Here is a 20025-nt window from a genome sequence, read left to right on the forward strand (position 1 = left end):
GTTCAGGCGATACGCACAAGCCCCGGCGCCGGGCAGCAGCGTCGGGGCTTGTGTCGCATGGGCGTCTGCTTCTCTGGTGCTTACTTGTGGCTGATGGCCTTGCCGGCGGCGTCCTTGATCTGGTCCGCCCACTGCTTGCGGATCAGGTCCTTGACGGAGGCGGGCAGCGGCACGTAGTCGAGGTCGTCGGCCATCTTGTCGCCCTGGCTGTAGGCCCAGTCGAAGAACTTCAGGCTGGCGGCAGCGGCGGCGGGCTTGTCCTGCACCTTGTGCATCAGGATGAAGGTGGCGCCGGTGATGGGCCAGCTGTCTTTGCCGGCCTGCTCGGTCAGCACCTGGTAGAAGCTCTTGTTCCACTCGGCGCCGGCGGCAGCGGCCTTGAAGGCGTCATCGCTGGGCGAGACATAGTTGCCGGCCTGGTTCTTCAGCTGCACATAGGCCATCTTGTTCTGCTTGGCGTAGGCGTACTCCACGTAGCCGATGGAGTTGGGCAGGCGCATCACGAAGGCCGACACGCCCTCGTTGCCCTTGCCGCCGGTGCCCGTCGGCCAGTTCACGGCCGTGCCCTCGCCCACCTTGCTCTTCCATTCGGCATTGACCTTGGAGAGGTAGTTGGTGAAGAGGAAACTGGTGCCGGAGCCATCGGCGCGGCGCACCGGGGCGATGGTGGCGTCAGGCAGGGCCACGCCGGGGTTCAGCGCGGTGATGGCTGCGTCGTTCCATTTGCTGATCTTGCCGAGGTAGATGTCACCCAGCACGGCGCCGGTGAGCTTCAGCTGGCCCGGGGTCACGCCCTTGATGTTGACCACGGGGACCACGCCACCGATCACGGTGGGGAACTGCAGCAGGCCGTCCTTGGCCAGCTCGTCGTCCTTCAGCGGCGCGTCGGAGGCACCGAAGTCCACCGTCTTGGCCTTGATCTGGCGGATGCCGGCACCGGAGCCCACCGACTGGTAGTTGATGCGGGCGCCATTGGCCTTGTGATAGGCGTCGGCCCACTTGGCATACACGGGTGCCGGGAAGGAGGCGCCAGCGCCCGTCACGTCCTGCGCCTGAGCCAGGCCGCAGGCGGCAGCGAATGCAGTCATCAGGAGGCCGGTGCGGATCAGCTTGTTTGTCATGTCAGTCCTATCGCGTTTTGGGTTGTGGAGCGATAAACGGAATGCTATGACCGGTCTGTGACGGGTGCGTGACACAAATGACAGCCGCACTCCCCCTGCTGACCGGGGCAGCTGAATTGTCATGCGGCCTTCACCGCCCTGTCATGTCACCTGCCTACGCTGCCGGGCATTGCTCATTCACAGCCAAGGTGGAGACCCGACATGACACATCTGACCCGCATCCTGGCGCTCAGCGCCACCCTCTTCGGCCTGGTGGCCTGCGCCACGACCCCGGCACCGGCCCCGCTGGCCGACACCCTGGGCCGCGATCCCCAGCTGAGCACCTTCAATCGGCTGGTCGAGCAGGCCGGTCTCACCGAGGAGCTGCGCGCCGCCGGCCCGCTGACCGTGTTCGCTCCGTCCGACGAGGCCTTCAAGGCCCTGCCCGCCGCCACCCTGGACAAGCTCAGCCAGGACAAGGAACAGCTCAAGGCCGTCCTGCACCTGCACATGCTGGCCAGCAAGCTGCCGGCCGCCGAAGTGAAGAACAGCAGCCCCAAGAGCCTGCAGGGCAGCGCCCTGGCGCTGGCGCGCGCCGGTGAGTTCGTGACGGTGGAGGACGCCGTGGTCCAGCGTGCCGACATCGGCGCCACCAATGGCGTGGTCCATGTGATCGACCGCGTGCTGCTGCCGGCCAAGAAGTAAGCCGGCCGCCGGCTCCTCGGCCGGCATGCCTTGATGCCAAGCACCCAATGCAAAGGGCGCCCTCGTGGGGCGCCCTTTTTGCGTTCGGATCGCGGACCGTGGTGCGCGGATCGCTGAGGTGGATCAGGCGCGCACGGTGGCCGCCATGCGCTCGGCGCAGGACTGGGCCAGGGCCGCATCGCTGGCCTCGACCATCACCCGCAGCAGGGGCTCCGTGCCCGAGGCACGGATCAGCACGCGGCCGCGGTCGCCCAGCTCGGCCGTCACCTCGGCCTGCACGCGCGCCAGCTCGGCATTGCCCTTCCAGTCCTGACCGGGCTGCATGCGGACGTTGATCAGGGTCTGCGGGAACAGCGTCACGCCCTCCAGCTGCGCGGACAGGCTCTTGCCCGTGCGGCAGATGGCCGACAGCACCAGCAGCGCACTGACCATGCCGTCGCCGGTGGTGTGCTTGTCCAGGGCCAGCAGGTGGCCCGAGCCCTCACCGCCCAGCTGCCAGCCGCGCGAGATCAGCTCTTCCAGCACGTAGCGGTCGCCCACCTTGGCGCGGACGAAATCGACGTCGCGCTTCTTCAGGGCCAGCTCCACGGCCATATTGGTCATCAGGGTGCCCACGGCGCCCGGCACGCGCTGGCCCTGGGCCAGGCGGTCCGCGACCATCACGTACAGCAGCTCGTCGCCGTTGTAGAGGCGGCCTTCAGCGTCAACGAACTGCAGGCGGTCGGCATCGCCATCGAGGGCAATGCCGTAGTGCGCGCCGTGTTCCTTGACGGCCTTCACCAGTGCAGCCGGTGCGGTGGCACCGACACCATTGTTGATGTTGAAGCCGTCCGGGCTGCAGCCGATGGAGATGACCTCGGCGCCCAGCTCATGCAGCACGTCCGGCGCCACGTGGTAGGCCGCGCCGTGGGCGGCATCGACCACCAGCTTGAGGCCGCGCAGGCTCAGGTCCTGGCTGAAGGAGGCCTTGCAGAACTCGATGTAGCGGCCGCGCGCATCCTGCAGGCGGCGAGCGCGCCCCAGACTGGCGGAATCCACCCAGGCGGCGGGCTCTTCCAGGGCCTGCTCCACGGCGATCTCCCAGGCATCCGGCAGCTTTTCGCCCTTGGCGGAGAAGAACTTGATGCCGTTGTCCGCGAACGGGTTGTGCGAGGCAGAGATCACGACGCCGAGGTCCTGGCGCAGGGCTCGCGTCAGGTAGGCGACGCCCGGCGTGGGCAGCGGGCCGGTGAGCCACACGTCCACGCCGGCGGAAGCGAAGCCCGCCTCCAGCGAAGACTCCAGCATGTAGCCGGAGATGCGCGTGTCCTTGCCGATCAGCACGCTGGGGCGCGCCGCGCCATTGCGGCGCAGCACCTTGCCCACGGCATGGCCCAGGCGCAGCATGAAGTCCGGCGTGATCGGCGATTGGCCGACGGTACCGCGGATACCGTCCGTCCCGAAATAGCTACGGCTCATTGCGAGCTTCCTCTGAATTTTGAATGGTTGGCATTCTCGCCGATCAAGCCGGCTCAGGCGCCTGCGCCACCGCCCGCCCCCCATACCTGCAGGGCGTCCATCGTGGCGGCCACATCGTGCACCCGCAGCACCCGCGCCCCATGGCTGAGGGCCAGCAGGGCCGCCGCCAGACTGCCCGGCAGACGCTGGTCGACCGTACGCCCCGTAACAACTCCGAGGGCCGATTTGCGCGACAGACCGGCCAGCAGGGGATAGCCCAAGGCCTGAAGCTCCGCCTGGCGACGCAGCAGCTCGAAGTTCTGCTCGACGGTCTTGGCAAATCCGTAGCCCGGATCCAGCACGATGCGATCGGCCGCCACGCCCTGCCCTCGCAGCACCTGGGCCCGCTCGCTCAGGAACTGAGCCACCTCCTGCACCACATCGCCATAGTCGGTCAGGGACTGCATGCTGCCGGGGTCACCGCGCATGTGCATGAGGCAGGCGCCCAGCTGCGGATGGGCCTGCATCACCGCCTCCGCGCCGGGGTCGCGCAGGGCCAGGATGTCGTTGAGGATGTCCACGCCCAGGTCGGCCGCCCGGCGCATCACCTCGGCCTTGCAGGTATCGATGGACACCGGCACCCCGAGGCCCAGGGCGCCGCGCAGAACGCCTTCGATGCGCTGCCATTCCTCGTCCACGCTGAGCCGCGGCGCGCCCGGGCGGCTGGACTCCCCCCCGATGTCCAGGATGTGAGCCCCCTCCTTCAGCAGCTGCTCGCAATGTGCCAGCGCCGCGGCGGTGCCGGCGTGCTGGCCACCATCAGAGAAGGAATCGGGCGTCGCGTTGACGATGCCCATGACCTGCGGCGTCCGAAGGTCGATACGAAAACGGGTGGTCTGCCAGAACATCGCTTGCAAGAGCCGGGCTGGGCTCCATCGGGTCGGTAGCAAAGAAAAAGGCCCGTCTCAGGGAGACAGGCCTCGTGCTTCAAGGCAGCGGATCAGGCAGCTGCCGGCGCGCCATCCGTGCTGACCGGCGGCGTGCCGCCATTGCTGGAGCCGCTGCTGGTGCTGGGCGATTCGCCAGGGCCGCGGGGAGGCTTGCCGGCCATGATGTCCAGCACCTGATCGCGGTCGATGGTCTCCCACTTCATCAAGGCCTCGGTCATGGTCTCGACCTTGTCTCGGTTGTCCTCGAGGATCTTCTGGGCCACGGCGTACTGTTCGTCCAGGATGCGGCGCATCTCGGCATCGACCTTCTGTTGCGTGTTCTCGCTGATATTGGCCGTCTTGGTCATGTTGCGGCCGAGGAAGACTTCGCCCTCGTTTTCCGCATAGACCATCGGGCCCAGCAGCTCACTCATGCCGTAGCGGGTGACCATATCGCGGGCGATGCGGGTGGCACGCTCGTAGTCATTGGAGGCACCCGTGGAGATGTCCTTGACGAACAGGTCCTCGGCGATGCGGCCACCGAAGAGGATGCTGATCTCGTTGAGCATCTGCTTGTAGTAGCGGCTGTACTGGTCACGCTCGGGCAGCTGCCAGGTCACGCCCAGGGCGCGGCCGCGAGGCATGATGGTGACCTTGTGCACCGGATCCGTGCCGGGCAGGCACTCCGCCACGATGGCATGGCCGGACTCGTGGTAAGCGGTGGCCCGCTTTTCCTCGTCCGTCATGACCATGCTCTTGCGCTCGGGGCCCATGTAGAGCTTGTCCTTGGCGCGCTCGAAATCGATCATCTCGACGGTGCGGGCATTGCGGCGGGCAGCGAACAGCGCAGCCTCATTCACCAAGTTGGCCAGGTCCGCACCGCTCATGCCGGGCGTGCCACGGGCCAGGATCGACGCGTTGACGTCCTGACCGATGGGCACCTTGCGCATGTGCACGTTCAGGATCTGCTCGCGGCCGCGGATGTCCGGCAGGGTCACGTAGACCTGGCGGTCGAAGCGGCCGGGGCGCAGCAGGGCCGGGTCCAGGATGTCCGGGCGGTTGGTGGCGGCGATCACGATGACACCCAGGTTGGTGTCGAAGCCGTCCATCTCGACCAGCATCTGGTTGAGGGTCTGCTCGCGCTCGTCATTGCCACCGCCCAGGCCGGCACCGCGGTGGCGGCCGACGGCGTCGATTTCGTCGATGAAGATGATGCAGGGCGCGCTCTTCTTGGCCTGCTCGAACATGTCACGGACACGGGCTGCACCCACGCCCACGAACATCTCGACGAAGTCGGAGCCCGAGATCGTGAAGAACGGCACCTTGGCCTCGCCGGCGATGGACTTGGCCAGCAGCGTCTTGCCGGTGCCCGGCGGGCCGACCATCAGCACGCCACGGGGAATGCGGCCCCCCAGCTTCTGGAACTTCTGCGGATCCTTGAGGAAGTCCACGAGTTCCTTGACCTCTTCCTTGGCCTCGTCGCAACCGGCGACGTCGGCAAACGTGATGTTGTTGTTGGCCTCGTCCAGCATGCGAGCCTTGGACTTGCCGAAGCTGAAGGCGCCGCCCTTGCCGCCGCCCTGCATCTGGCGCATGAAGTAGATCCACACGCCGATCAGCAGGATCATGGGACCCCAGCTGATGAGCAGGGTCTGCAGCACGGACGGCTCGTCGTCGGCCTTGCCGACCACCTGCACGCCGTACTTCATCAGGTCACCCACCATCCAGAGATCACCGGGCTGGACGATGGAGTAAGGCACGCCATCGTTGGGCGTGACCTTGATCACGCGCCCTTGCGTCTCGACCCGCTTGATCTTGCCGGCCTTGGCGTCGTCCATGAACTGGGTATAGGTCACGGCATCGACAGGGCGCTGCTTGTCGAACTGCTTGAACACGGTGAAAAGCACCAAAGCGATCACCAGCCAAACAGCTACCTTCGAGAACCACTGATTGTTCACCGCGACTCCTTATTCCATTCCACATGCCGCAGGGAGCGGCTGATGCACGGCATATGGGGTTGATTCTATTGCAGTCAAGGGCTGAGACCTGATTGTCAAATCCTTGCCGCGCGATAGCCAAAAGTCGCGCTTGCGACTTTTGCGGCAATCCGGCTTGACCTACTTCAAACCCATGCCCACCAGAAAGGTCTCCGCGGAGCGGTCCCGCGAGGCCTTGGGCTTGACGGCCTTCACCTTCTTGAAGGCCTTTCTGAACAATTCCACCAGCTGGTTGTAGCCGCTGCCATGGAAGACCTTGGCCACCAGCACGCCCTCGGGCTTGAGGTGCTGCTGGGAGAAATCGATGGCCAGCTCGATCAGGTGCTCGATGCGCGCGGCATCGGTGATCTCGATGCCGGAGAGATTGGGTGCCATGTCCGAAACGACCACGTCCACCGGCTTGCCCTCCAGCGCAGCCTCCAGCTCATGCAGCACGGCCTCTTCGCGGAAGTCGCCCTGGATGAACTGCACGCCCTCGACGGGCTCGAACTCCAGCAGGTCCAGCGCGATGATGGTGCCATTGAGCTCACCGACCGCGGCACCGCCCGCCCCCGCCTGCTTGGGTGCGAACTTGCGGCGCAGGTACTGGCTCCAGGCGCCCGGCGAGGCGCCGAGATCCACGACGACCTGCCCCGGCTTGATCAGCCGCAGTTCCTCGTCGATCTCCTTGAGCTTGTAGGCCGCGCGGGAGCGGTAGCCCTCCTTCTGGGCCTGGCGCACATAGGGGTCGTTGACGTGGTCGTTGAGCCACGCCTTGTTGATCTTCTTGCTTTTGCTGTCGATTTTCATGATTTGGAGCGTCTGGCCCGATAATACGGCCATGCCTGCGATTCAACTGACCCCTGCCCAGCGCAAGGAAAAACGTGCCGACGCCCACCACCTCGACCCCGTCGTGATGATTGGCGCCGATGGACTCACGCCTGCCGTCGTGAAAGAAACCGACCACGCCCTGAAGGCCCACGGCCTCATCAAGGTGCGCGTGATGTCTGATGACCGCGAGATGCGCGGCGCCATTCTCGATCAGCTCGCTGACGAACTCGATGCCGCGCCCATCCAGCACATCGGCAAGCTGCTGATCCTGTGGCGCCCTATTCCCGAGAAGGAGCGCAACGAGCGCGAGGGCGGCATGCCAGCGCCCAAGGTGGTGAAGATCGTGAAGTTCTCCAAGAATGGCAACAGCCGTCCTACCATCAAGAAGGTCCAGCTGCTGGGCAACCAGCGCGTGGCCCAGGGTGGCGAAATCAAGCGCGCCAGGCCCAAGCAGCGCAGCGTGAAGAAGCGCGTCACCGACTGAACACCGCTGGCACCAGCCGGCCGGGACCGCCACCTTCGGGTGCCGGTCCTTTTTTCATGTCTGCGAACGCTTCAGCGTCGGCTGGTCCGCCAGGCCAGGCTCAGGACCAGCAAGCCCTTGAGCGCGAAGATGCCTGAGGAGATGCCGTGCAGCGCCCCAAAGCTGAACGCCCCCTGCCCTGCCCGCGCCTCTGCCATCAGCGGCTGCAGGCCGTAGTAGCCCAGCACCACGCAGAACAGCGCGCCCAGCGGCAGCAGCAGCTCCGGCGTCGTGATGCGGGCGGACTCTGCATCCCGCTGCACACGGCGCTCCATCATCACCAGAAGCAAGCCGAGCACCAGGCCCAGCTGCGCATCCAGCTCGAACAGCCGCCCCACATACCGCCCCGCCTCCGGCCGCGCCAGCACGCCAAACGCCACCGGCGCTGCGACACCTGCCACGCACAGAAGAAAGCCGCCCCACAGGGCGGCCAGCAAGGCCCGAACACGCCTCAGCATCAGCCGCTTCCGTTGACACGAACCACAGCGCCCTGAACCCACGCACCGCCTTCCCGAGCGAAGGCCGAGGATCCGGCTCTGCCGGTCCTACGGCCTTGCCCCCTTGAGGGCGCGCGCGCAGCGCGTAGGGGGTGGTCAGACATACCGGACTTCGACGATCTCGTAGCGCTTGACGCCACCCGGCGCATGCACCTCGGCCACATCACCGGCTTCCTTGCCGATCAGCGCGCGGGCGATGGGCGAGGAGATGGAGATCAGGCCCAGCTTCAGGTCGGCCTCGTCATCACCGACGATCTGGTAGGTCACCTCGTTGCCGGTGGCTTCCTCTTCCAGGTCCACGGTGGTGCCGAACACGACCTTGCCACCGGCGTCGACCTCGGACGGATCGATGACCTGGGCCGCAGCGAGCTTGCCCTCGATCTCGAGGATGCGGCCTTCGATGAAGCCCTGCTTGTCCTTGGCGGCCTCGTACTCGGCGTTCTCGGACAGATCGCCCTGCGCACGCGCCTCGGCGATGGCGTTGATCACGGCATGACGCTCGACCGTCTTGAGTCGATGCAGTTCTTCCTTCAGCTTTTCAGAGCCGCGCTTGGTCAGAGGGATCGTGGCCATACATGGAACCTTGATAGACAAAACAAGACCGCCGCGGAAGCTCGCTAGGGAGCCGCGGCGGCGGTTTTTGGGGCCGGACCGGGCTCCCTGCACTGAGGGAGCGATCCGGCAGGTCTGAAGTTTAGTTCAGTTCGGTGTGCAGCTCTTGAAGGGATTGCACCAGCAGGCCGTCCTTGTGCTTCATGCCCTCCACGGCGGCCTCGCAGCCGGCCATGGTGGTGTAGTAGGTCACGCGGTTGGCCAGGGCAGCCTGACGGATGTGGCGGCTGTCGGCAATGGCGGTGCGGGTCTCGTCCACGGTGGTGAAGACCAGCTGGATGTCGCCACCCTTGATCATGTCCACGATGTGCGGGCGGCCGTCCTTGACCTTGTTGACCAGCTGGACCGGCACGCCGGCCTCGGCGATGGCAGCAGCCGTGCCCTTGGTGGCAACCACGCCAAAGCCCAGGGCATGCAGGTCACGGGCAACGGCAACGGCACGGGCCTTGTCGTTGTTCTTCACCGTGATCAGCACATTGCCCTGGCGCGGCAGGCGGCTGCCTGCGCCCAGCTGGCTCTTGAGCATGGCCTCGCCGAAGGTGCGGCCGGCACCCATGACTTCACCCGTCGAACGCATTTCCGGGCTGAGGATGGGATCGACGCCAGGGAACTTGTTGAAGGGGAAGACGGCTTCCTTGACGCTGAAGTACGGCGGCACGACCTCATGCGGCACCTCGCCCTTGCGGTCCTTCTGCTGGGCCAGCTTCTGCCCGGCCATGCAGCGCGCGGCGATCTTGGCCAGCTGCTGGCCCGTCGCCTTGGACACGAAGGGCACCGTGCGCGAGGCACGCGGGTTCACTTCCAGCACATAGACCTGGTTCTCGGCCAAGCCCTTGGTGACGTCACCCTGGATGGCGAACTGCACGTTCATCAGGCCGACCACCTTCAGCGCACGGGCCATGGCCGCGGTCTGACGGCGCAGCTCGTCCTGCAGCTCGGCGGACAGCGTGTAGGGCGGCAGCGAGCAGGCGGAGTCGCCCGAGTGGATGCCGGCGGCCTCCACGTGCTCCATGATGCCGCCGATCATCGTGGCCTCGCCGTCGGAGATGCAGTCCACGTCGACCTCGACAGCGTCCTGCAGGAAGTGGTCCAGCAGCACCGGGGACTTGTCGGAGACGCGCACCGCTTCGCGCATGTAGCGCTCCAGGTCCTTGTCGCCGTGCACGATCTCCATCGCGCGGCCGCCCAGCACATAGCTCGGGCGCACGACCAGCGGGTAGCCGATCTCCTGCGCCAGCGCGACGGCCTCGTCCTCGCTGCGCGCGGTGCGGTTGGGCGGCTGCTTCAGGCCGAGGGTGTGCAGCAGCTTCTGGAAGCGCTCGCGGTCCTCGGCGATGTCGATGGAATCAGGCGTCGTGCCGATGATGGGCACGCCGTTGGCTTCCAGGTCCAGCGCCAGCTTCAGCGGGGTCTGGCCGCCGTACTGCACGATCACGCCGACGGGCTTTTCTTTGTCGACGATCTCCAGCACGTCTTCCAGCGTGACCGGCTCGAAGTAGAGGCGGTCCGAGGTGTCGTAGTCGGTCGAGACGGTCTCGGGGTTGCAGTTGACCATGATGGTCTCGTAGCCATCCTCGCGCATGGCGAGGGCGGCGTGGACGCAGCAGTAGTCGAACTCGATGCCCTGGCCGATGCGGTTCGGGCCACCGCCCAGCACCATGATCTTTTTCTTGTCCGTCGGGGCGGCCTCGCACTCCTCGTCATAGGTGGAGTACATGTAGGCCGTCTGCGTCTCGAACTCGGCCGCGCAGGTGTCCACGCGCTTGTAGACCGGGCGGATGCCCTGGGCATGACGGGTGCGGCGCACCTCGTGCTGATTGGTGCCCAGCAGCTTGGCGATGCGCTTGTCCGAGAAGCCCTTCTGCTTCAGGAAGCGCAGCTCGTCCTTGCTCAGCGAGGCCAGCTCGCGGCCCTTGAGGCTTTGCTCGATCTGGATCAGTTGCTCGATCTGGGCCAGGAACCAGGGATCCACGGCGGTCTCGTCAAAGACCTCCTGCAGGCTCATGCCGATGCGGAAGGCGTCGGCCAGGAAAAGAATGCGCTCGGGGCCGGGCTCACCGATTTCCTGAACGATTTCCTCACGGTCGGTCGAGCGCTCGGTCAGGCCGTCGATGCCGGTCTCCAGGCCGCGCAGAGCCTTCTGGAAGGACTCCTGGAAGCTGCGGCCCATGGCCATCACTTCGCCCACCGACTTCATCTGCGTCGTCAGGTGCGAATCGGCCATCGGGAACTTCTCGAAGGCGAAGCGCGGGATCTTGGTGACGACGTAATCGATGGAGGGCTCGAAGGACGCCGGGGTCGCGCCGCCGGTGATGTCGTTCTTCAGCTCGTCCAGCGTGTAGCCCACGGCCAGCTTGGCGGCCACCTTGGCGATGGGGAAGCCTGTGGCCTTGGAGGCCAGTGCCGAGGAGCGCGACACACGCGGGTTCATCTCGATCACGATCATGCGACCGTTCTTCGGATTGATCGAGAACTGCACGTTGGAGCCGCCGGTGTCCACGCCGATCTCGCGCAGGATGGCGATGGAGGCGTTGCGCAGCAGCTGGTATTCCTTGTCGGTCAGCGTCTGGGCCGGGGCCACCGTGATGGAGTCACCGGTGTGGATGCCCATGGGGTCCAGGTTCTCGATGGAGCACACGATGATGCAGTTGTCCGCCTTGTCGCGGACCACTTCCATCTCGTACTCCTTCCATCCGATCAGCGATTCCTCGATCAGCAGCTCGTTGGTGGGCGAGAGGTCGAGGCCGCGCTTGCAGATCTCCTCGAATTCCTCGGGGTTGTAGGCAATGCCGCCGCCGGTGCCACCCAGCGTGAAGCTGGGGCGGATCACCATGGGGAAGCCGGGGCCGCCAATCTCGGCCTGGATGCGTTTCTGCACCGCCCAGGCCTCTTCCATGGTGTGGGCGATGCCGGACTTGGCCGAGTCCAGGCCGATCTTGGTCATCGCGTCCTTGAACTTCAGGCGGTCTTCCGCCTTCTCGATGGCCTTCTCGTTGGCGCCGATCATCTCCACGTTGTACTTGGCCAGCACGCCGTGCTTGTGCAGGTCCAGCGCGCAGTTCAGCGCGGTCTGGCCGCCCATGGTGGGCAGGACGGCGTCCGGGCGCTCCTTGGCGATGATCTTCTCGACCACCTGCCAGGTGATGGGCTCGATGTAGGTCACGTCCGCCGTGTCCGGGTCCGTCATGATGGTCGCCGGATTGCTGTTGACCAGGATGACCTTGTAGCCTTCCTCGCGCAGGGCCTTGCAGGCCTGGGCGCCGGAGTAGTCGAACTCACAGGCCTGGCCAATGATGATGGGGCCGGCGCCGATGATGAGGATGCTCTTGATGTCGCTGCGTTTTGCCATTGTTTGTTCTCCTTCTCTGTCGGCCTCAGGCCTTGGCCATCAGACCGATGAAACGGTCGAACAGGTAAGCGATGTCATGCGGGCCCGGGCTTGCCTCGGGGTGGCCCTGGAAGCAGAAGGCGGGCTTGTCGGTGCGGGCCAGGCCTTGCAGCGTGCCGTCGAACAGGCTGATGTGGGTTGGGCGCAGATTCGCAGGCAAGGTGGCGGCGTCCACAGCAAAACCGTGGTTCTGGCTGGTGATGGAAACGCGCTGGTTGTCCAGGTCCTTCACGGGGTGGTTGCCGCCGTGGTGGCCGAACTTCATCTTGAAGGTCTTGGCGCCGCTGGCCAGGGCCATGATCTGGTGACCCAGGCAGATGCCGAAGGTCGGGATGCCGGCCTCGATCAGCTGGCGGGCCGCCTCGATGGCGTAGTCGCAGGGTTCCGGATCCCCGGGGCCGTTGGACAGGAAGACGCCATCCGGCTCGAGGTCGAAGACCGCGCTGGCGGGCGTCTGGGCCGGCACGACGGTGATCTTGCAGCCGCGCGAGGCCAGCATGCGCAGGATGTTGCGCTTCACGCCGAAGTCATAGGCGACCACATGGAACTTGGGCGCGGTCTGCTCGCCGTAACCCTTGCCCAGGGCCCACTCGGTCTGCGTCCAGGCTTCGCGCTCGGTGCGCGACACCACCTTGGCCAGGTCCTGGCCAGCCATGCTGGGGGCTGCCTTGGCGCGGGCGATGGCGTCGGCGATATGAGCGTCGGTGATGGCCTCGCCCGCGGGGAGCGCCAGGATGCAACCGTTCTGGGCGCCATGGGTGCGAAGCACGCGGGTGAGTCGGCGGGTGTCGAGGCCGGCGATGGCCACCGTGCCTTCGTCCTTCAGGTACTGCTGGAGGCTGCGCGTCTTGCGGAAGTTGGAATCAAGGACGGGGACTTCCTTGATGATCAGGCCTGCGGCAAAGATCTTCTGGGCCTCGACGTCCTCATCGTTGACGCCGTAGTTGCCGATGTGCGGATACGTCAGCGTGACGATCTGCCGGCAATAGCTGGGGTCGGTGAGGATTTCCTGGTAACCGGTGAGCGAGGTGTTGAACACCACTTCGCCGACGGTATGACCGGCAGCGCCGATCGAGGTGCCTTTGAAGACCGTGCCGTCTGCCAGGGCGAGAATCGCTGAGGGGGAGGAAAGCAGATCGGGCAGCACGGGATTCTCCGTTATTGTGCGCGCCCAGCTCTGCTCTGAAAAAGCCGCCACACACCAGGAGGTCTGAGGCGGCTTGTGCGGCCTGATCGGCACCTGCAAGAGGCTCAAGAGACCTGCAGGAGGCTGCCGAAAAAGACCTGAATCCGAAGGGGAAACGATTCGAGTTTCGCTGGGTGCGGGATGGTTGCGGGTAAACCTGCTAAGTATAACCTAGCAGGGTAATTACCGAGCGAAGTTCCGCACAAAAAGTCCCGTCATCGATGGCGGCGTCATTCGTGTGAAACGAACCCTCGCAGGCCCAGCGGCCTGTCCTCAGCCCAGAGCGGCGATACCGGCGCGTGCAATCTGCGCGTCCTCGCTCGACTTCACGCCGCTGACCCCCACGGCGCCTACGCAGAAGCCATCCACCATCACCGGCACGCCGCCCTCCAGCAGGCCGCTCAGGCCCGGTGCACTGAGGAAAGACACCCGGCCCTGGTTGATCATGTCTTCATAGACCTTGGACTCGCGGCGGCCCAGCGCGGCCGTGTGCGCCTTGGCCGGGGCGATCTGGGCCGAGATGGCGGCGGCGCCGTCCAGGCGCTGCAGCCACAGCAGGTGGCCGCCGTCGTCCACGATGGCGATGCTGACCGCCCATTGGTTCTTCAGCGCCTCGGCTTCGGCGGCGGCGGCGATGCGCTTGACGTCATCCAGGGCGAGATAGGGCTTTTGCTTCATGAGGTGATCCCGTGATCTTGAGAATTGCAGACAAGGCCTCACTTTAGCCTCAGGCCATCGCGGGATTCGGCGCATGAATGGCAAAACAGTCGCGCGCCTCACCCTAGAATCGGCCAGCCTGCCCATCCCGGGCGGACTGTCAATGAAACCGGAGAAATTCATGTACGACGTTCAAGGTCAACTCGGCAGCTTTGCCCAAGGCCTGGCCGCCGACCGGCAGCGTGTGCTGCGCAATACTTACTGGCTGCTGGCGCTGTCCATGGTGCCTACCGTGCTCGGCGCATGGATTGGCGTGAGCACTGGCATCCTGTCGACCCTGGGTACCGGGACCAGCCTCATCCTGTTCATGGTGGGCGCCTTTGGCCTGATGTTCCTCGTCGAGAAGACGAAGAACAGCGCCGCTGGCGTCGCCTCGCTGCTGGCCTTCACCTTCTTCATGGGCCTCATGCTCTCCCGCCTGCTGAGCTTCGTGCTGGGCTTTAAGAACGGTCCCTCGCTGATCATGACGGCCTTTGCTGGCACCGGCGTCATCTTCCTGGCCATGGCCAGTCTCGCCACCGTGATCAAGCGCGACCTGTCCAGCATGGGCAAGTTCCTGTTCATCGGTGCCATCATCATGCTGGTGGCCGGCCTGGTGAACGTGTTCCTGCAATCGTCGGCCCTGATGCTGACACTGATGGTGCTGTCCATGGCCGTGTTCTCGGCCTTCATGGTGTACGACGTCAAGCGCATCATCGACGGCGGCGAGACCAACTACATCAGCGCCGCCCTCGCCATCTACCTGGACATCTACAACGTGTTCCAGAACCTGCTGGCGATGCTGGGCATCTTCGGCGGCGAGCGCGACTGAGCGCCTGCACCCCCGCAGGTCCTCCCGGCCTGCAGGAGACGCCAAAGTACAAAGGGCTCCGTCACCGGAGCCCTTTTTTCATGGCGACGGCAATGCCGCTCAGCGCTCGAAGACGGCGATGCTCTCCACGTGGGCGGTGTGCGGGAACATGTTCACCGCACTGGCCGCCGTGCAGCGGTAGCCGCCCACATTGACCAGCAGCCCCGCATCGCGCGCGAGCGTGGCCGGGTTGCAGGACACGTACACGATGCGCCGCGGCGGCTGCCAGCCCGGCGCGAGGCTCGGGTCGGCACACAGATCCGACAGGGCCTTGACCAGCGCGAAGGCGCCTTCGCGAGGTGGATCCACCAGCCAGCGGTCGGCATGGCCGTCCGCCACCAGCATCCCGGGGGTCATCTCGAAGAGGTTGCGCGCCACGAAGCGGGTCTTGTGGTCCAGCTTGTTTCGCCGGGCGTTCTCGCGCGAGCGCTGCACCAGCGCCTCGCTGCCCTCGATGCCCAGCACCTCCTGCGCCTGCGTGGCCAAGGGCAAAGTGAAGTTGCCCAGGCCGCAGAACCAGTCGATCACGCGCTCATCCTTCTGCACCTCCAGCAGACGCAGCGCACGCCCCACCAGCACGGTGTTGATGTGGTGGTTGACCTGCGTGAAGTCGGTCGGCTTGAAGGGCATCAGGATGCCGAACTCGGGCAGCGTGTAAGCCAGCTCGGTGCCACCTTCGTCCAGGAGGTGCACGGTGTCCGGCCCCTTGGGCTGCAGCCACCACTGCACCTCGTGCTGCGCGGCGAAGTCGCGCAAGCGCTGCCTGTCGGGCTCGCCCAGCGGCTCCAGGTGGCGCAGCACCAGGGCCGTGATCTGCAGCCCGTCGACGTCGCCCATCGCCAGCTCGATCTGCGGCAGGCGGTCGCGCTCGTCCATGCTGGCGATCAGGGCACGCAGGGGCATCAGCAGGTCGCTGACCTTCTGCGGGAGGATGCGGCATTGCTGCATGTCGGCGATGTAGCGGCTCTTGCGCTCGTGGAAGCCCACCAGCACCTCGCCCTTCTTCGCGACATAGCGCACCGACAGCCGCGCACGGTAGCGATAGCCCCAGGCCGGCCCCTCGATGGGGCGCAGCAGGCGCTCGGCCTTGACCTTGCCCAGGTGCCAGAGGTTGTCCTCGACCACCCGCTGCTTCACGGCCACCTGGGCCGAGACATGCAGGTGCTGCATCTTGCAGCCACCGCAGGCGCCGGCATGCAGGCCGAAGTGCGGGCAGCCGGGCATCACCCGCTGCGAGCTTTCGCGACGCAGGGCGACGAGGCTGCCCTGCTCCCAGTTGTTCTTCTTGCGGCCGACGGTGACCTGCACCTCTTCACCGGGCAGTGCGCCCTCGATGAAGACCACCTTGCCTTCGCTGTTGTGGGCAATGCCCTGCGCCTCGATGTCCAGCGACTCGACCTTGAGCCATTCCGATTGTTGCGTCATGCGCCGATTATCCCAGGGCCGGCGGCACCGCCCGGGAAGCGCGGCCCCGACCGCTCAGAAGATGGCGTCGCGATTGATGCCGTGGCGCATCATGTTGCGCTTGAGCTTGGTGAGGGCCTCGATCTGGATCTGCCGGATGCGCTCGCGCGTAAGGCCCAGGCGCTGCGCCAGGACGTCCAGGGTTTCGGGCTCGCGGTCCGCCAGGCCGTAGCGACCCGACAGCACCTCGCGCTCGCGCTCGCTGAGCGAGGCCAGCCCGTGGGCCAGCAGGTCCTCGATCTCGTGGTTGAGGCGCGAGCCCATGGGGTCGGGCGACTGCTCGTCGGCGACGAGGTCGACCATGGCCTCTCCGCCCTCATTGCCGCGGTCCACGGGCAGGTCCAGCGAACTGGGCAGCTCGGCATAGGCCAGCAGCTCGTTGATCTCACCGACCGGGCGGTTGAGCAGATGGGCGATCTCGTCGGCGCGCACTTGCGCCTCGGCACCCTTCTGGCTGGCCAGGGCCTCGAGCGCACGACGAGCCTTGAGCACCTGGTTGAGCTCGCGCACGATGTGCACGGGCAGCCGCACCAGGCGGGCCTGGTGCATCAGGGCGCGTTCGATGCCCTGGCGGATCCACCAGCTCGCATAGGTGGAGAAACGGAAGCCGCGCTCGGGCTCGAACTTGCCGATGGCATGCATCAGGCCCAGATTGCCTTCCTCGATGAGGTCGCTCATGGGCAGGCCGCGGCCGAGGTAGTTCTTGGCGATGCTCACGACCAGGCGCAGGTTGTGCTCGATCATGGCCTGCCGCGCTTCGAAGCTGCCCGCACGCGCCTGCATGGCGGTGTCGAACTCCTGCTGGGGAGTCAGCAGCGGCGTGCGCCGGATGTCCCGGAGATAGGCCTGCAGGGCATTGCCCAGCTCGACCTCGCCCTGAGCCAGCAGCTCGGGGGGGCGCACGCTGTCAGCTTCTTCGCTGTCGTCGTGTGGCGACGCGCTGTCGTCGGCCAGGCCTGGAGCGCCGTTCAGCGGCAGACGCGGCAGGTCAGGGGCAGATTCCAGAGGGTTCTCCATGATCAGCCCCTTGTGCTAGGCGTGTTCAGCGCGGCGGCAGCACCTTGGCGGGATCCAGGGGCTTGCCACTCTTGCGGACTTCGAAATGAAGCTTGACCTGATCGGCATCGCTTGACCCCATCTCGGCAATTTTCTGACCGCGGTGGACCAGTTGGTCCTCTTTCACGAGCATGGTCTGATTATGCGCATAGACGCTGAGGTAGTCATTCGCGTGCTTGACGATGATGGCGTTGCCGTAGCCCCGCAGGGAGGAACCCACGTACATCACGCGCCCGCTGGCCGCGGCCAGCACGGCATCGCCGGCCTTGCCGCCGAGGTCCACGCCCTTGTTGCGGCTGTCATCAAAGGACTGGATCACCGCGCCGGGCACGGGCCAGGCCCATGCGACGTCTTCGTCGCCGCCCTTGGCAGCAGGCACACTGGCCGCCGGTGCGGTGGACGAGGCGGCGGAAGCCACGGCGCTGGCCGGCGCAGACGATGCCGCGGCCGACGAAGGCGCCGTGCCCCCAGCCGATGCAGCCGGCGCGACCACAGGGGGCTTGCCGTCCAGGGGTCGGGTCTCGACCTTGGCCGTGCTCACCGGCTTGGTGCTCACCACGGCACTGGCGCCCGGCGCCACCACGCGCAAGACCTGACCCACCTCGATCAGGTTGGCGTTGGCGAGGTTGTTCCACTTGACGAGGTCACGCCAGTTCTGGCCGTTGTCCAGCGCAATGCGGATCAGCGTGTCACCCTGCTTGACCGTGTAGTAGCCCGGCTTGCCGGCATTCTCGGCACCGGGCAGCAGCTTGGGATCCACCGCTGGCACGACCCCGGTGCCCGCAGGCACGGGAGTGGCGGTGGCGGACTTGCTGGCCGAGCCGGCGCTGCGATCTTCCACCGGCGCGCGGTGAGGCGGAACTGCGCAAGCCACCAGCAGGCCCAGCAAGCCCAGGGACGCGAGGCCGCGAAGGCGCCCCTCGATGGACATCAACGGCGTCTGCACCTGCGGCAGTGGGCGGAGTTGGAAAGGCATGTTCTTGCAATCACCCTGAAAGCCCGCCGAAGCGGGACGACATCACAGGGCGAGGCCTTCGCCCTTACATGACGCCGGATTTTAGGGGCACGAAAAGCACGGCCTCGTGCTGGGTACGAACAAATCGTTGACCGCTCGCATCCCGCACGTGATCGACCACCACCAGCACCTGCCCCTTGCCGCCCGGCGCCTGCATGGGCGCAACGAGACGGCCGCCAGGAGCCAGCTGAGCCAGCCAGGCGGGCGGAAGGTCTTCGCCACCGGCCGCTGCGATGATCGCATCGTAGGGCGCCGACCCCGCATCACCCAGGCGACCGTCGCCATGGATCAGCTTCAGACCTGGCACCTGCAGGCGTGCCAGCGTGTCCACGGCCTTGTCGTGCAGGGGCTTGAGCCGCTCGATGCTCACCACCTGGCGGGCCAGGCGCGCGAGCACGGCCGCCTGGTAGCCGCAGCCGGTACCGATCTCCAGCACCCGACCCAGGCGCCCCTGCTGGCGCGCGCCCTCGCCGGCCAGCAACAGGGCCAGCATGCGCCCCACGACCGAGGGCTTGGAGATGGTCTGACCATGGCCGATGGGCAGACTGGTGTCCTCGTAGGCCTGAATCGCCAGCGCGCTGTCGACGAATTCATGGCGCGGGACGTCGGCAAGGGCCTGGAGCACCCGATCATCCCTCAGCCCTTCGCGTTGCAGGCGCTGCACCATGCGCTGGCGCACACCGGCGGAGTCCAGCCCCAGGCCCTGAGGGGCCTGCAGCCGGGCAGCATCCGCGGCCGCCATGTGCAGGTGCGCCTGCGGGCGCAGCAGCTCGCGCGCGGGCGCTGACGGCTTGGCCTGGACCTGCTCCAGCCCCAGCGGGAAGCGGCGCGGCTTGGGCGTGCCTGCGTTCACGGCTGCACTCCTGCCAGGCGCTGGCGCCACTGTGGCAGTCGGGTGTGATCGGTGAGGTCGATCTGCAGCGGCGTGATGGACACCCGGCCATTGGCACAGGCATGGAAGTCCGTGCCCTCGCCCGCCTCGCGTGCATCACCGGCCGGGCCTATCCAATACATCGACTCGCCTCGGGGATTCAGCTGATGGATCAGGGGCTCGCTGGCATGGCGCCGGCCCAGCCGCGTCAGGCTGCGCGGAAGGCTCGCGGCATCGGCACGATTGGGCACGTTGACGTTCAGCAGGAAGGGCTCGTCGAGCCCCCCCGCGATGAGCTGCTCCACCAGAGAGCGGGCCAGGGCCGCCGCGGCATCGAGGTGCGCCCAGCCCTTGTCCGCCTGCGAGAAGGCGACCGAAGGAATGCCAAAGAGATAGCCCTCCGTGGCCGCTGCCACCGTGCCCGAATAGAGCGTGTCGTCCCCCATGTTCGCGCCGTTGTTGATGCCGGAGAGCACCAGGTCCGGCCGGTAGCCCAGCACGCCGGTCAGCGCCAGGTGGACGCAGTCCGAAGGCGTGCCGTTGACATAGCGAAAGCCGTTGGCCGCGGTGTAGACCGACAGGGGCCGCGACAGCGTCAGAGCATTGGAGGTTCCCGAAGCATTCTGCTCCGGCGCGATGACGTCGATCTGCCCCAGGCCCTCACAGGCCTTCACCAGGGCCGCCAGGCCGGGGGCCAGGTAGCCGTCGTCGTTGGAAATGAGAATCCGCATGTCGTCGATTCTATTGAGCGGCGGCCGGCTCCGGCTCGGGGCTGGCACGGGCTTGACTTGCGTCACGCGGGTGACGCCGCGGCGCCCCACTTGCCTCTAGCATGCGCCGCTAGCCGGGAGCCAGCACTTCGCCGCCG

18 protein-coding genes are annotated in these 20025 nt (G+C 66.3%); 3 read left to right on the forward strand and 15 right to left on the reverse strand.

The window, feature by feature from the left end; all coding sequences use genetic code 11:
* Positions 1-80 precede the first annotated feature (80 nt).
* Positions 81-1121 carry a phosphate ABC transporter substrate-binding protein PstS gene (gene pstS / locus ABDJ40_RS12230; protein WP_347610043.1) on the reverse strand — a complete coding sequence of 347 codons (1041 nt, stop codon included), beginning with the start codon at positions 1119-1121 and terminating at the stop codon, positions 81-83.
* Positions 1122-1322: 201 nt separating this feature from the next.
* On the opposite strand from pstS, the gene ABDJ40_RS12235 reads away from it, so the two are divergent.
* Positions 1323-1805: a fasciclin domain-containing protein gene (locus tag ABDJ40_RS12235; RefSeq protein ID WP_347610045.1), complete on the forward strand. Its 483-nt coding sequence runs from the start codon at positions 1323-1325 to the stop codon at positions 1803-1805.
* Positions 1806-1928: 123 nt separating this feature from the next.
* On the opposite strand, the gene glmM is transcribed toward ABDJ40_RS12235, so the two are convergent.
* The 4 genes from glmM to ABDJ40_RS12255 form a co-directional block, all read right to left on the reverse strand.
* Positions 1929-3263: a phosphoglucosamine mutase gene (gene glmM / locus ABDJ40_RS12240; protein WP_269632752.1), complete on the reverse strand. Its 1335-nt coding sequence runs from the start codon at positions 3261-3263 to the stop codon at positions 1929-1931.
* Between the two features lie 53 nt (positions 3264-3316).
* Positions 3317-4150 (reverse strand): dihydropteroate synthase, encoded by an 834-nt coding sequence (folP, locus tag ABDJ40_RS12245; protein WP_347610402.1) that lies wholly within the window; start codon positions 4148-4150, stop codon positions 3317-3319.
* A 92-nt stretch (positions 4151-4242) separates the two neighbouring features.
* On the reverse strand, positions 4243-6129 hold the full coding sequence (ftsH, locus tag ABDJ40_RS12250) for an ATP-dependent zinc metalloprotease FtsH (protein WP_269632751.1): 1887 nt from the start codon (positions 6127-6129) through the stop codon (positions 4243-4245).
* 159 nt (positions 6130-6288) lie between these two features.
* Positions 6289-6957, reverse strand: coding sequence for an RlmE family RNA methyltransferase (locus ABDJ40_RS12255; RefSeq protein WP_269632750.1), 669 nt, complete (start codon positions 6955-6957; stop codon positions 6289-6291).
* 31 nt (positions 6958-6988) lie between these two features.
* Between ABDJ40_RS12255 and yhbY the strand changes: the two genes are divergently transcribed.
* Complete coding sequence (gene yhbY / locus ABDJ40_RS12260) at positions 6989-7462, forward strand: ribosome assembly RNA-binding protein YhbY (protein ID WP_269632749.1); 474 nt, start codon at positions 6989-6991, stop codon at positions 7460-7462.
* Between the two features lie 71 nt (positions 7463-7533).
* Here yhbY and ABDJ40_RS12265 read toward each other — a convergent pair whose 3' ends face one another.
* The 5 genes from ABDJ40_RS12265 to ABDJ40_RS12285 form a co-directional block, all read right to left on the reverse strand.
* Entirely contained in the window at positions 7534-7959 is a 426-nt protein-coding gene (locus tag ABDJ40_RS12265) for a DUF4149 domain-containing protein (protein ID WP_347610049.1), read from the reverse strand.
* A 135-nt stretch (positions 7960-8094) separates the two neighbouring features.
* Positions 8095-8571, reverse strand: coding sequence for a transcription elongation factor GreA (greA, locus tag ABDJ40_RS12270; protein ID WP_269632747.1), 477 nt, complete (start codon positions 8569-8571; stop codon positions 8095-8097).
* Positions 8572-8692: 121 nt separating this feature from the next.
* Positions 8693-11959 (reverse strand): carbamoyl-phosphate synthase large subunit, encoded by a 3267-nt coding sequence (carB, locus tag ABDJ40_RS12275; RefSeq protein ID WP_347610051.1) that lies wholly within the window; start codon positions 11957-11959, stop codon positions 8693-8695.
* A gap of 25 nt (positions 11960-11984) precedes the next feature.
* Positions 11985-13145, reverse strand: coding sequence for a glutamine-hydrolyzing carbamoyl-phosphate synthase small subunit (carA, locus tag ABDJ40_RS12280; RefSeq protein ID WP_347610053.1), 1161 nt, complete (start codon positions 13143-13145; stop codon positions 11985-11987).
* 312 nt (positions 13146-13457) lie between these two features.
* Positions 13458-13862, reverse strand: coding sequence for a GlcG/HbpS family heme-binding protein (locus ABDJ40_RS12285; RefSeq protein ID WP_347610055.1), 405 nt, complete (start codon positions 13860-13862; stop codon positions 13458-13460).
* A 160-nt stretch (positions 13863-14022) separates the two neighbouring features.
* Here ABDJ40_RS12285 and ABDJ40_RS12290 point away from each other — a divergent pair, with 160 nt between their 5' ends.
* A complete protein-coding gene (locus tag ABDJ40_RS12290) occupies positions 14023-14712 on the forward strand; it encodes a Bax inhibitor-1/YccA family protein (protein ID WP_347610057.1) in 690 nt (229 codons plus the stop codon).
* A gap of 99 nt (positions 14713-14811) precedes the next feature.
* Here the strand turns inward: ABDJ40_RS12290 and rlmD are convergent, their stop codons facing one another.
* From rlmD to surE, 5 genes are all read right to left on the reverse strand, one after another.
* Positions 14812-16176 (reverse strand): 23S rRNA (uracil(1939)-C(5))-methyltransferase RlmD, encoded by a 1365-nt coding sequence (gene rlmD / locus ABDJ40_RS12295; protein ID WP_347610059.1) that lies wholly within the window; start codon positions 16174-16176, stop codon positions 14812-14814.
* Between the two features lie 54 nt (positions 16177-16230).
* Positions 16231-17232, reverse strand: a complete 1002-nt coding sequence (rpoS, locus tag ABDJ40_RS12300; RefSeq protein WP_347610061.1) for an RNA polymerase sigma factor RpoS — start codon at positions 17230-17232, stop codon at positions 16231-16233.
* A 25-nt stretch (positions 17233-17257) separates the two neighbouring features.
* On the reverse strand, positions 17258-18202 hold the full coding sequence (locus ABDJ40_RS12305) for a peptidoglycan DD-metalloendopeptidase family protein (protein ID WP_347610404.1): 945 nt from the start codon (positions 18200-18202) through the stop codon (positions 17258-17260).
* A gap of 109 nt (positions 18203-18311) precedes the next feature.
* Positions 18312-19139, reverse strand: a complete 828-nt coding sequence (locus tag ABDJ40_RS12310; RefSeq protein ID WP_347610063.1) for a protein-L-isoaspartate(D-aspartate) O-methyltransferase — start codon at positions 19137-19139, stop codon at positions 18312-18314.
* Entirely contained in the window at positions 19136-19888 is a 753-nt protein-coding gene (surE, locus tag ABDJ40_RS12315; protein ID WP_347610065.1) for a 5'/3'-nucleotidase SurE, read from the reverse strand. Before surE ends, ABDJ40_RS12310 begins: the two co-directional genes overlap by 4 nt.
* Positions 19889-20025 lie beyond the last annotated feature (137 nt).

The organism is Roseateles flavus (genome assembly GCF_039872765.1).
Lineage (GTDB): Bacteria > Pseudomonadota > Gammaproteobacteria > Burkholderiales > Burkholderiaceae_C > Roseateles_B > Roseateles_B flavus.